Below are 12,652 nucleotides of genomic sequence, written 5' to 3'. Positions count from 1 at the left end.
AAGAGGTTTGAATGGAAACGCTAGATAGGAAACGTAAGCGTTGGTATACGCCAAGTGCACGCGGTATTGAAATGTTAGCGGTGCTTGTTGCAATTTTGGCTGCATGCGCCATGGTCTGGGCAACAATATCGAAGGTCCATATGGTGTCTATTATGGTTGTGGCTGGCATCGTATTTACGCTTTGCGTAGTTGTAATAGTTCGTATGGTTATGGACCCCGATTCCGTGCGCGCCCGCCAAACCGAATCTATGTTGCAGCTGTCCAGCCAGATGATCGACTTAATGCAGGATGGCATGACCGACAAAGCCGCTCAGAGCATTTGCGAATTACTGTTGCCTAGTACTGCTGCTATAGCTGTAGCTATAACCGATCGCGAAAATATTCAGGGCTATGCTGGCTATTTAGAGGCAGAAAACCCTGCTGGGGCGCGCATTCGCACGCAAGCCACGCACGACACTATTGCCGATGGTAAATCGCGCGTAATGTACACGGAGCAAGAGATTGGTTTTCCGCAAACTTCCACACATATAAAGGCGGCAATTTTGGTGCCGCTTATTGCTGGGCGCGAAATTCGCGGAACTTTGAAGTTTTATTTTGGAAGTGCGAAAAAAATTACAGAAACGCAGAAATCTATTGCGCAGGGTTTTGGCAAATTAATTTCTACGCAAATTGCGGCAGTAGAAATGGAAACGCAGCGCGAACTGGCTACTGCTATGGAACTAAAAATGCTGCAAAGTCAAATAAACCCGCATTTCCTGTTCAACACAATAAATACTATAGCGTCTTTTATTCGTACCGATCCGATGAAAGCGCGCACATTGTTGCGCGAGTTTGCTGTGTTCTATCGTTCAACTTTGGAAGATTCGCAAGATCGCATTCCGTTAGAGCGCGAGATACAACAAACTGCGCGCTATTTTGCATTTGAGGTGGCGCGTTTTGGCGAAGAGCGTCTGGAAATGGTGCTAGAGTCGGAAAATTATGTTGGAGTTTTATCTGGCAGTCAGTCGGTTCCAGAGGTTCTGAATTCTCCGCGTGGGGGCAGCATAATGGTGCCGCCGTTTTTGCTGCAGCCTCTAGTGGAAAATGCGGTGAAGCACGCAATGCCTGCCGAGGGAAAACTTACGGTGACGCTGCGTGTATGCGTCGAGGGTTCAGATGTATTGCTGGTTGTGGCTGACGACGGCACAGGCATGACTGAAAACGAGCGTGCTCGCATAATGCATCCCGAATCGCAAACCGGTCTTGGGATTGCTGCAAAGAATGTGCACGACCGGCTTCGTGGCTTCTTTGGTTCAAATGCTAATATGACGGTTGAAAGTCAGCCCGGATGCGGCACAACAATAACTTTGCGTCTCCCAGACTGCCTACAAAATGTATAATCAAAAAACGAGTAGCAGCGCGAAATTTTTGACCGCAAAGCGAAGTTAGGATTTCTCTTGTCGAACCTTTTGTCGTCTCAGAATGTTTTTATCCTAGCCGGGGTAGGAATTCTGGCGGTTCTTATTGTAATCTTGGCTATTTGGTTGGTAGTTATTAGCGTTCGCGCCAGCAAAGAACGCGCAAAAGCGGAGATAATGGAGCAGCGCCTAGCGCATGTGGAAGACTATCTTTCGCACATGTCGAAGCGCGACATGATTCCTATTAATTCAGGTGAAGACGAGCCAATAAGCTCGGCGAATTTGACGCAGGCGAAAGCTGCAAAGCCTGCATCTCGGGTGAGCCCCTCTAAGCAATCTGCTGCGGCGCGAACAAATGAAAGCCGTGAAACCAAATCGCGCCGCTTAAAGCGTCAGCCGGTAATTCCATATGGCGAGGCAAAGCCTTCTACTAACGAAGTTCATAGTGCAGCGAAGACTGTACCGTCTGCGCCTGTATCGCTTAGCGAGTCCGAGGCAAATCCGCCCGTGCGCAGCGCGCCTGTAGCGCCGCAGGGTCGTCAATCAATTAAGCATGATACTAGGCGGCGGCGCGAAGAGCGCAGGCAAGACCAAGTTCGCCGTAGGGCTGAAAGCATAGTGCAAGAGCATACAAGAAGCTTAGAGGCAGATCGTAGTCGTTCGTCAGGCAATGCGCATAGGCGCTAATAGTCGTTTCGAAGGGTTCTTATGGAAAATATTGACATCGGAGAGATATACCATTTTCTATTCGAGACTATTCCCGGTATAGGCGTGATGGTTGGTGCTGGGTTAATTATTAGCATAATTTGTTGTTTTATATTTGAGATTAAAACCCGCAAGCGTTTTCGCAATTATGAAGCTGAACAAGATGACGAATGGGCATTTTTAGACGACGAGAACGAAAACGATGATGAAGAAACTGGCAAGGAAGGATAACAAGATAACTAATGGAGAATGAATTGGGCTGTCAAAACAAAAATGCTAATTGCGCCGCTGATAATGTTTTTCTGTATAAACGCGAATCTGACTATATACCTCGCATAGCTGCTGTACACGACCTTTGCGGTTACGGCAAATGTTCGCTTGGGGTGGCTATACCTGTGCTTTCGGCTGCAGGGTGCGATGTGTGTCCGGTTCCTACGGGTTTGTTTTCGTCGCATACGGCTTTCCCCGGTTGGTATATGCACGATACTACCGACATACTTAGCGACTACTTAGATGCATGGCGCGGCATAGATGTGCAGATAGATGCTGTTTATTCCGGTTTTCTTGGCGCTCCTGAGCAGGTTGAAGTTATTCGTTCGCTGTATAAGCAATTCCCCAAAGCATTGCGCATGGTAGACCCGGTAATGGCAGACCATGGGGTGGTTTATCCTACGTATACACCCCAACTTTGCGAGGCTATGGCGCAGCTAGCATGCGAAGCTGATGTACTTACACCGAATCTTACTGAGGCTGCCATAATATTAGGCGAGCCCATAGGCGATAAATGGGCTGGTGCCAACATAGACGATGCTGAGGCCAAGCGTTTAGTGAATGCGCTTCTGGAGCGTGGTGCAAAACATGTGGTACTGAAAGGTATTCAGCGCGAAGGCGAAAACACTATCCGCAATTTTGTTGGTGGCGTTGATATGCCAGAAATAGTGGAAGTTTCTAACGAATTTTTGCCATATATGTTGCATGGTACGGGCGATGTGTACGCATCGTGTGTGCTGGGTGCAATTATGGCGGGGCGCTCTCTTGTTGAGGCGGCAGCTTTTGCTGGCGATTTTGTGCATGACGCGATGATTGTTTCAAGCAAGCAGCCAAATTTCCGCGATCGCGGTGTAAGTTTCGAGCTTATTCTTGGTGAAGTTACCGAGCTATTGAGTTAAGTCTGTATGCCGCTCTCGGTTCGGCATCTTGTTCGTAGCAACTACAGTTGTTGCCGCTGTTGCCACTCTATTTTCTCGCCGAAGAAATAGAGTGGTTCGGGCTTCTTGGTCTAAAAAAGTCAGAAAAATGGTCAAAACTTCCGACTTTCCATGGTCGGATTGCCGCATGACCAGTCTGAATTGTGGAGAACACTGGGCAAACAGCTTCCACCTATGCACCAATAGGGGTTGTTTGCCCTTTTCCATCGTGGAAAGTCGGAAGTTTTGACCATTTTTTCGTAAAAAGTGTTCTGCGCACTTCTTTTCTACAGAATGGCGTTACCGCGCAAAATTACTTGCTTTACCTCTAGGGTTTCCTTATCTAATAACACAGCGTTAGCTACGTGGTTTGGCTCTAAGCTGCCGTAACTTTCTTCTATATTTAGGACGCGTGCAGGGTTTACGCTGGCTGCTTTAACGGCACTTACCAGTGGTATGTTCATGTCGTGCACGGCTACATAGAAGCAACGCATAAGATCGCTTACCGAGCCAGCCAGCGCACCGTTATCTATTCGCGCTTCGTATCCTTTTACTGTTACATCTTGTCCGCCTAGGTCGTATACACCATCGCCTAAGCCTGCTGCACGCAGCGTATCGCTTATTAGTATCATGCGATCGTCGCCAAACATGTTGAATGCTAAGCGCACCATAGATGGATGAATATGCACGCCGTCGGCTATTATTTCGGCAGTTATGTTGTCGCGTTCGGCAGCGGCAGGAATAGGACCGGGCTTTCTGTGGTGCATAGGATCCATTGCGTTATACAGGTGCGTTATATGTTTTGCACCTAAATCGAATGCGTGTGCTGCTGTGTCGTAGTCGGTGCAGGTGTGTGCGACTGATATTCGTACATCGTCTTTTAGGGTTTCTATAAAGGCATCAGCGCCGGGTTCTTCCGGAGCTATGTCCACCAACTTAATTAATCCGCCCGCCGCCTTTTGCAAACGTTGAAATTCCTCTACACCAGCATTTCGCACGTGTTGGGGGTTTTGAGCACCAACTTTGCTGGGCGATATGAAAGGACCTTCCATATTTATGCCTACCAAGTCGGCTTCGAATGGCGAAGGTGTATATTCGACGGCGGCTTTCGCGGCATCTGCTAGTTGCGCCTCAGACAAAGTCATGGTTGCGGGGCACATTGCGCATACTCCGCGCGAGGCTTCGTAGGCACCCATTTTGTGTAGTCCTTCAAGGCTGCCATCGCTTATATCGCCACCAGCGCTTCCATGAAAGTGCAAATCTATCAGACCGGGAATAACATAGCAGCCGCTTGCGTCTATGGCTTCGCCGGCAGAGTTGTTGCTCTCTGTAAAGTGGTCGTTTTCAATGTATACATCTTTATTGGTAAAGTCAGATCCGGTAAATATTAAGCCGCCTTTTATAGCGGAGATAGCTGTTGCGGTTTGTGCGGTGTTGCTCATGTCATCTCCTATTCGCTTCAAAAAATTTGTTTGGTTCATATTACGGCTTGTACGTTCATGTTTCACTGTAAAATAATAGATAAGATTTTTCGTAACGGTCGGGGGTAGTCTTTTGAAATTTAACAAGATTTATTTGCAGAAAGACGCTATTGCACGCCATGAAGATTTCGACACATGGTATGAAGATGGCGAGAGGTTTTATAGGTTTGAAAATAAAAATGGCTGGAAAAGCGAGAAAGATAAAGTATCTGTTATAGGGCGTATGGGTGGCGAAAACGGGCTAATTCGCCCGGATAACCGCTGCTTGAATTACTTTCTGCGTCTTGAGCGCTACGAATACATAATGCATCCCTATGTGCTATTTAAGCATTACTACATTGAGGGAATGCTGTGGGATTTATACGGTTCGGCTGCCGAGCCGCCGTTCGACTTCGTTTGCGAGACAAAGACTAGCTACAACAAAAAAGATGTGCATGTGAAGGAGCGCCTGTTCAAAAATAAGGGGCTTTGCTACGAAATACATGTGCCCGATTTGACGAAGCTTCGTGTGGCGGTTATTGCGCTTGTGGCTATACTTATTAAAGAGGAGTGGAAAGGTCTAAGCGAATGCGAGGAAGTGCGTGGCGCTACTTGGATGGAGCGCTTGAAGAATCGCGTTTTTGAGAATAAAGGCTATACCTACGAGCAAGTGCTAGAACTAGAGCGTCAAGGTTCGCCTCTTGTGGAAGTTATTAAGCCGCAAGGTCGTCCGATGGATAACGTTTAGTTTCTTAAGGGTTTTTGAATTCTTTTCCTTTTCTAGTTTATTCAGGCAATAAAAGAACCCCTCCGGATGGAGGGGTTCTTTTTAGGTTTAGATTGAACCAGTGGCTCAAATCGCTTTCCTGAAATTTGTTTACATCTTCTCGACGCCAGCAGCCTTCTCTTTCGACAGACCTTGGATACCGAAAACGAAGAAGTAAATAAACGGAAGAAGCATAGCAACAAGCATGATAGGCAGAGCCATAGCAGTCTTGGAGAATCCGGGAATAACCAACGGGCAAATGATGCAGCCGATGAAGTTGATAATAACCACAGCGATCATTATCCAGAAGCGTGCATTGCCGTCAGTTTCGGAAAGCGGATTTTCCTCTTGCATCTTCTGCAGTTGGTCCATGGTCTTACCACCAGTGTTCTTAACAAACAGCAATGTGCAAACTAGACCAAGAACGAACGGGATCAGAAGAACAAGAACAACCATCGACCAGTTGTTGGTCATGGTGCCGTTTACGTCGTGCTGGAACATTGCTAGACCAGCAGCAGCACCAAGAACGATGGAGGAGCCGGAACCACCGAAACGAGCGAACGCTTGGCACCAAGAAGTACCAGTGTTGCGCAGCGTGGTGGGATATGCCTCAGGCATAAGAGGTTGTACGCAAGTAATAGCGTAGTTCAGGCAGAAGCCGAACAGCAGCATCAGGAAGATGCAAGGTACGAAGTTACCAGCAGCAGCGCCAGCCAGCGGTGCGCCATTTACAGGAGCTTCGCCCGGGAACATAGGCACGAACACGGAGCAAGCAATGATAGCTACGATACATGCTACCCAGCCGATCCATAGTGCGCGCTTACGACCAATGCCGTCAGAGATGAAGCCGCAAACAACATTCGAAGCGATAGCAGCAACATTGTTCCAAGTTTGCAGAGTAACCGACTCAGCAGCGGTGAAGCCATTGCCTTGGAACCAAGTGGGGATCCAAGCGTTCATGCCATAAACGCAGAACTGTCCAACGAAGTATGCAGACCATACAGCGCAAGTAGCAACAATGAATTTGCTGGAGAACAGAACTGCAGGACCGCTCTTAGCAGGCTTCGGAGGAACGATCAGCAGGTTGGGATCGAACTCTACGTCAACGTGACGGGTGGCAGACACGATCTGAGTAAGACGTGCGCAAGCCTTGTCTTTCATGCCATGGTTGGCATACCAGTGCGGAGTTTCATGCATGCAGAAGAACAGCACGATGCCATATGCAACCGGTAGAGCGCCAATCAGGTAGCAAAGACGCCAGTTCTGGTTAGCCTCGGTGCCATTAGCAAGTGTGATGGTGCCGTCGGTAAGACCCGGAATCATAGAAACAGGGTTAGAGCATACAGGTGCAGCAATCAGACCGGCGATAACCCAGCCAGCAACCATGCCAGCCATGCCGATAGTAACGAAGATGCCGCGCTGCTTAGAAGGCATGCTCTCGGAGAACACGGTGGTTACAACCGGGATGCAGGAACCTACGCCAAAGCCGGCGATCAGGCGGAATGCGCAGAAGAACGTGTAGTCGGGCGCAAATGCCTGAGGCAGCGTGAATAGACCATAGAAGATAACTGCGATAGTTAGAGTCTTCTTACGACCAATAGCGTCGGACATTATGCCGCCGACTGCGCCGCCAAGAACCATGCCTAGCAAGCCCCAAGTGGTCAGAGAGCCGGTAAGTGCGGCAATAGGCTGACCAGAAGCGATCTGCTCTGCAAAGAATGTAGGTGCAACATAAGTGTTAGTTGAATTTACGATCATGAAGTCATAACCGTCAAAGATCATGGCGAATGCTAGAAGAACAAACACAATCCATGTGTGAGTGGAAATACCAGCACGGTCAATAACTTCAGATACTGTGAACTCTTTACCGTCCATCAATACCCCCTAGATGAGTGAATTTGCAAGCGTGCCCGATGGATTAAGGCAACGCTGCCTAGAAAATGAATGGGATTGTCCAAACGCAGTAGCAAGACCGGAATGTGACGTGTTCATAGTAAGGATTACGTGTGCCTCAAATATCTAGGGTTGTTGAGGTACCTGTAATAAACAATGCAGAGGATGACCAGTCCGCCGCATCCCTTCAGGACTAACGACACAATCGGGAGAAACGACCGCGCGTGATCCTCCTTTCATACTTCTTCCCTTACGATTTGCGAACACGTGGGGTAATACATATCCGCATTACATCACGCAATCGTAAATCGCCCTGTGTGTAGGATATGTGATGAACCTTTTTGGGTCAACGATTTTTTACTGACAAAAATACTGCTATAATAGTCATCAACATACATGGTCGAGTGGCGCAGCGGGAGCGCAGGTGCCTTACAAGCACAAGGTCGGGGGTTCAAATCCCTCCTCGACCACCATTAAAAATCAACGCCCCTACAACGGGGCGTTTTTCATGTTTGGAAATATCCACATAGATTTGAACCTTGCATATTCAGCAAGATTTCTGCAAGGTTTTTGCAAGCTTCTTGATCATTTGATGCCAGATTTTTGTGACATATAGATAGGAATAGATTTCGCAAATATAAAGATTGCGAAGTAAATTGAACTTTCAAAAAAGTCATTACGCAGCGATTTTCTATGTAGCTCAATGTCGCAATTTTGATATGTGCATGACAGATTTAATAGCCACACTTGTTTTGCAGGCGAAAGCTGAAGGCGAGTGAGGTGACAAGTGAAATTATCAACAAGACGAAATAGATCGGCATTAATAGCCATAGTGTGCGGCGTGCTATGTGCGATATGTGTGGCGCTGTATGTGTTGCAGGTTGATGAGCGGGCACATGCAGCACAGGATGAAATGCTGGCGCGTTATGGTGGCGATCAGGTAGAGGTATGTGTAGCTAAGCGTGATATTGCAGCTGGTCAGACTATAACTGATGGTGACTTAGAATCAAAAATGTGGATTGCAACACTGTTGCCTGCCGATGCCATAACATCTAAGGCGGACGCAGTAGGGCAGCAGGTAGGCTCTGCAATCTTGGCTGGTGAAGTTGTGTCTTCGGCAAGATTTGGATTTGAGTCATCTAGCATAGAAGTCCCTGATGGCATGGTAGCGTTAAGCGTTCCTGCTAGGGCGGTGCAAGCTGTTGGTGGCGCGCTTGGTCCGGGAATGAGTGTTGACGTGTATGCGGTTGGGGCTAGTTCTACCGTTAAGATAGCATCTTTTGTCAAGGTACTTGAGACATGCGCCGATGGATCTTCTAGTGGGTCTTCTAACTCGGGCACTTGGATTACGTTGGCGCTACCTCCAGAAAAGGTACCAGAAATGGTTAGCGCTGCTGAAAATACAGAGCTATATTTCGTTTTGCCTTCTGAAAGCGTTGTGTCAAATTCAAGCTCGTCTTCGGCAGCAACCTCAGCGCGAAATTCATCTTCTGCAGCGTTGTCTTCGGATGCGTCTTCATCTAGTAAAGCTAGTTCTAGCAGTAAATCGTCATCCGCTGCATCGGCGGACAAACGGAACGGCGGTGCATAAGATGAGTCGTATTCTTCTATGCGCACCTGCTGAAGTGTTTTTGCATCCTGAGATTTTAGGATTCGGGGATATAAATTTAAGTAGTATAGATTGGCTGTTGTTAGAGTCAGATGCTAAGACAGCGCGCAATATTGCACGCAATTCAGAAGATGTGTGTAAGGTTTGGATTGTCGGAAGCGATGATGTTGAAGCTATAAATCTAGCAGCGGCTATGCGCACAGATAACTTGCAGTTGCCAGTATATGTAGTGGCGGATAGCGTCAGCGGGTCTTTGTGCAGCAGGGCTAAAGCTGCAGGGTTAAGTGGTGTTTTGGCGCTAGATGATTTAGTGCAGCGGTTTTTAGAAGAGCGCGATACGCGCGGGCGCTTGCTGGATTCAGCTAAGAGTTTAGAGGCGAATGCGTCTACTCCGACTGAATTGTGTTCTGACCAATCTTTTGAAGCCCAGCACAGAAATGCACAAATTGCCGCACAACAACAAAAGTCAAAAGCAGAAGGCAATGCTTATGTGTTAACTGTGCTTTCGGGTAGCGGTGGCGCTGGGAAGAGTACGGTTTCGGCTGTGGCTGCAGATGTGGCTGCATCTCAGGGTTGTAAAGTGCTTCTATTTGACTGCGACTTACAGTTTGGAGATTTGGCTTATCTAACAGGAGCAAATGAGCCTATTACGGCTGACGACATTTTGTCTGAAATGCAGATGCTGGAAACTTTAGCTTTGCAAGTGCAAGAAGGTGGTGTGGCATTGCTGGCTGCACCTAAGCGGCTTGAGCAGGCAGAAGTTGTGGGCGCGCATATATCGGATATATTAAGCGAGGCATCTAAATTATTCGATATGGTAGTTGTGAATACCGGTGCTAGTTGGGCTGAGTATCACGTTTCGCTTATTGAACATAGCGATTGTGCATTATTTCTTATAGATCAGAAGGCATCTAGTGTTCGCGCGTGTAGGCATGCAGTAGAACTGTGCTCTAGGTTAGGTATAGCTTCAGGAACTTTCGCCTACGCAATAAATAAATGCAAGCGCGGCGCTTTATTTACATCTATGGATGTTGCATGTGCCATGCAAGGTGCTCATGTATATGAACTTAAAGATGGCGGAGTGGATGTTGAAGAGCTTTTGGGTGCTGGTAGTTCACATGATTTATTAGCCAGTAAAAATGCTCTTTGCGCAAGTGTGTCTGAAATGCTAGACGAAATGCTGCCTAGCAGCCTTAGCGGCAATGACAAAAAACGCATACGCAAAAGTAAAGCATCTAATGCGAAGACCGTAAAAATGAAGACTACAAAAGTAGGCAAACGCACTTCTCGTAGACGTTCATATGCCGAGAATGCATTAGAGCTGCCTGCACCGCATAGATCGCATGTGGGTAAAGGAGTACGCGCATGAGCCTTATGGAACGTGTACGCGCGGTTGCCGATGTAAATAGTGCTACAGCTAATGGGCGTGCGCTGCAGCGCTTAACAGTGGAAGATTTGCGCGAAGATGTGCGTGAATGGACTTCGTTTGAAACTATAGCTGCAATAATGGCTGATAATCCGCAACGCGCGCGCAACGAGCTTCGCACGGCATGTCGTCATGCACTTTCTGAATCGAAGTGGGACGCTTTTTCTGGTGCCGATAAACGTTTACTAACAGAAGAGCTTATAGATGTTGTATTTGGCATGGGTCCGATAGAGAGCCTGATTGCCGATGAGAGTGTTACTGAAATAATGGTTAACGGTGCGTATAGCATTTTTTATGAACGCGACGGCAAATTAATTGAATGCGACTTGCATTTCGATAGCGATGAACAAGTGCGCGTTCTGATTGATCGCATAATTGGACCGCTTGGTAGGCGCATAGATGAATCTTCACCTATGGTGAACGCTAGGCTTCCGCAGGGACATCGTGTTAATGCTGTAATTCCTCCTATAACGCCAGATGGACCGCATTTAACAATCAGAGCATTCACACGGCATGTAATGACGCTTGAAGAGATGGAACAGCGCGGATCATTCGATGAATGCATGGGTATTTTTCTAAAATGGCTGGTGGTTAGCCGTAAAAATGTAGTGGTATCAGGTGGTACCGGTAGTGGGAAAACTACGCTGCTGAATGCACTGTCGTGCCATATTCCTAAAGACGAGCGAATTATAACAATAGAAGATTCTGCGGAATTGAAATTCAGCCCGGGGCTTCATGTGGTGCGTATGGAAGCGCGCCCGATGAATGCGGAAGGCGAGGGCGAAATAACAATACGTGATTTAGTGGTAAATGCGCTGCGTATGAGGCCAGACAGAATAATTGTCGGTGAGTGCAGATCGGGCGAGACGCTAGATATGTTGCAAGCCATGAATACTGGACATGATGGGTCTTTAACCACTTTGCATGCAAATTCGCCTGAAGATGTGCTGGACAGAATAGTAACCATGGTTAGGTATGCCGTAGATCTTCCGGTAGATGCTATAGAAGCCCAGATAGGAAATGCTTTCGACTACATAGTACAGGTTAGTAGGCACTGTGATGGTTCTAGGTTTTTGTCGATTGTGTCCGAGGTTAGTTATGCCCGCGAATCGCGCACTTGCAGTATAAGGCGCTTGTTTTACAGATCGGCACCCGATGCAGATGGTGTGTGGGAATACAAGCCACAGATATTGGATGAAGTGGTGCAAAACAACATTGCAAACAGCAAGGAGGTGCAGCGATGGAAGCGTATGGCGCGTGTGGAATAGCGGCAATTGTTTTGGCGGCTGCATGCGGTGTGGCGCTAGGTCTAATTTTGGATGGCGCTTGGCGCAGGAGGAATGCGGCTGCTAGTGCATTAGCGCCGAATAGACGAGAGCGCGTTTTGTTGCGCATATCGAAAGGAATTGAACCTTTTAGACCGTTGGCGGCAAAAATTGTTGGTATTCCCAGTATTAAAAAGGTAGCTGAAGAAAGTGTTGAATTGTTAGAAGGGCGCGATATTCCTACTACGCCGCAGGCGTTGATTTCGCTGATGTTGGTTGTTGTGGCTGGTGTGGGTGTGTTGGCTGGCTTAATTACAATGTCTGTCGTGTGCGGTGTTGCGGTTTCGTGTTTGTGCGTAGTGGCTTTATCTGTGTATGTGCGTAACCGTTTTGAGAAGCGTAGTTTGGCGATGCGCGAACAGATACCAGATGCACTTAGATGCATGGGGGTGTGCTTTAGGTCGGGGTTGTCTCTTTCGCAAACACTTCAGCAAACGGCCAAAGAATGCAGTGGAGCGCTAGGAAAGCTATTTGGCGTAGCTGCACGAAGGCTTCAGATGGGTGCATCTGTTGAAGAAGCGCTGTCTGTTATGCGGTCTAGCGATCATGTACCTGAATTGTCGTTTGTAGCTGTTGCTTTAGATGTGCAGCATCAAAGCGGCGGCAGCATTGCACCTGTTTTGGAAACTGCGCGTGAATCGGTTGTAAATGAATTGGATTTGATGCGTTCGCTTCGGGTGCAAACAGCACAAGCAAGACTGTCCGCCAGTATAGTAACTGTTATGCCGTTTGTATTGGTAGCAATTTTTTCGCTGGTAAGTCCGGGATTTCTAACACCATTTTTCACCAGTTTAGCGGGCATGGGTTTGCTTGCGGTGGCTTTAATTATGCAGCTTGTGGGCGTGCTGACGGTAAGGCATATGCTTCAGATAGGTAGGGGGTAA

The 12,652-nt window shown here is 47.7% G+C and carries 11 protein-coding genes and 1 tRNA gene; 10 read left to right on the top strand and 2 right to left on the bottom strand.

Annotated elements, in window-relative coordinates; translation table 11 throughout:
- Positions 1 to 11 precede the first annotated feature (11 nt).
- Genes G7Y46_RS04430 through G7Y46_RS04415 form a run of 4 tightly spaced genes read left to right on the top strand, consistent with a single transcriptional unit; the run spans position 12 to position 3,271 of the window.
- Entirely contained in the window at positions 12 to 1,379 is a 1,368-nt protein-coding gene (locus G7Y46_RS04430) for a histidine kinase (RefSeq protein WP_241157049.1), read from the top strand.
- Positions 1,380 to 1,436: 57 nt separating this feature from the next.
- Positions 1,437 to 2,084 carry a hypothetical protein gene (locus tag G7Y46_RS04425; RefSeq protein ID WP_165252764.1) on the top strand — a complete coding sequence of 216 codons (648 nt, stop codon included), beginning with the start codon at positions 1,437 to 1,439 and terminating at the stop codon, positions 2,082 to 2,084.
- A 21-nt stretch (positions 2,085 to 2,105) separates the two neighbouring features.
- The gene (locus tag G7Y46_RS04420) at positions 2,106 to 2,333 is read left to right on the top strand and encodes a DUF6724 family protein (protein ID WP_241156012.1); all 228 of its coding nucleotides are present in this window, start codon (positions 2,106 to 2,108) and stop codon (positions 2,331 to 2,333) included.
- An 11-nt stretch (positions 2,334 to 2,344) separates the two neighbouring features.
- Positions 2,345 to 3,271, top strand: coding sequence for a pyridoxal kinase (locus G7Y46_RS04415; RefSeq protein ID WP_165252762.1), 927 nt, complete (start codon positions 2,345 to 2,347; stop codon positions 3,269 to 3,271).
- 305 nt (positions 3,272 to 3,576) lie between these two features.
- On the opposite strand, the gene nagA is transcribed toward G7Y46_RS04415, so the two are convergent.
- Positions 3,577 to 4,731, bottom strand: a complete 1,155-nt coding sequence (nagA, locus tag G7Y46_RS04410; protein WP_165252760.1) for an N-acetylglucosamine-6-phosphate deacetylase — start codon at positions 4,729 to 4,731, stop codon at positions 3,577 to 3,579.
- 112 nt (positions 4,732 to 4,843) lie between these two features.
- On the opposite strand from nagA, the gene G7Y46_RS04405 reads away from it, so the two are divergent.
- A complete protein-coding gene (locus G7Y46_RS04405; RefSeq protein ID WP_165062358.1) occupies positions 4,844 to 5,497 on the top strand; it encodes a hypothetical protein in 654 nt (217 codons plus the stop codon).
- 129 nt (positions 5,498 to 5,626) lie between these two features.
- Here G7Y46_RS04405 and G7Y46_RS04400 read toward each other — a convergent pair whose 3' ends face one another.
- A complete protein-coding gene (locus G7Y46_RS04400) occupies positions 5,627 to 7,390 on the bottom strand; it encodes an MFS transporter (RefSeq protein WP_165252758.1) in 1,764 nt (587 codons plus the stop codon).
- Positions 7,391 to 7,806: 416 nt separating this feature from the next.
- Here G7Y46_RS04400 and G7Y46_RS04395 point away from each other — a divergent pair.
- The 5 genes from G7Y46_RS04395 (at position 7,807) to G7Y46_RS04375 (ending at position 12,652) form a co-directional block, all read left to right on the top strand.
- Positions 7,807 to 7,881 (top strand) — tRNA-Val (locus G7Y46_RS04395).
- A 314-nt stretch (positions 7,882 to 8,195) separates the two neighbouring features.
- Entirely contained in the window at positions 8,196 to 8,999 is an 804-nt protein-coding gene (gene cpaB, locus G7Y46_RS04390) for a Flp pilus assembly protein CpaB (RefSeq protein ID WP_165252756.1), read from the top strand.
- 1 nt (position 9,000) lies between these two features.
- Positions 9,001 to 10,386: a P-loop NTPase gene (locus G7Y46_RS04385; protein ID WP_165252754.1), complete on the top strand. Its 1,386-nt coding sequence runs from the start codon at positions 9,001 to 9,003 to the stop codon at positions 10,384 to 10,386.
- On the top strand, positions 10,383 to 11,711 hold the full coding sequence (locus G7Y46_RS04380; RefSeq protein WP_165252752.1) for a CpaF family protein: 1,329 nt from the start codon (positions 10,383 to 10,385) through the stop codon (positions 11,709 to 11,711). The genes G7Y46_RS04385 and G7Y46_RS04380 overlap by 4 nt, the downstream gene beginning before the upstream one ends.
- Positions 11,684 to 12,652 carry a type II secretion system F family protein gene (locus tag G7Y46_RS04375; protein ID WP_165062364.1) on the top strand — a complete coding sequence of 323 codons (969 nt, stop codon included), beginning with the start codon at positions 11,684 to 11,686 and terminating at the stop codon, positions 12,650 to 12,652. Before G7Y46_RS04380 ends, G7Y46_RS04375 begins: the two co-directional genes overlap by 28 nt.

The organism is Adlercreutzia sp. ZJ304 (assembly GCF_011039075.1).
Taxonomy (GTDB): domain Bacteria; phylum Actinomycetota; class Coriobacteriia; order Coriobacteriales; family Eggerthellaceae; genus Adlercreutzia_A.
This window is presented reverse-complemented; position numbering and strand designations above follow the sequence as displayed.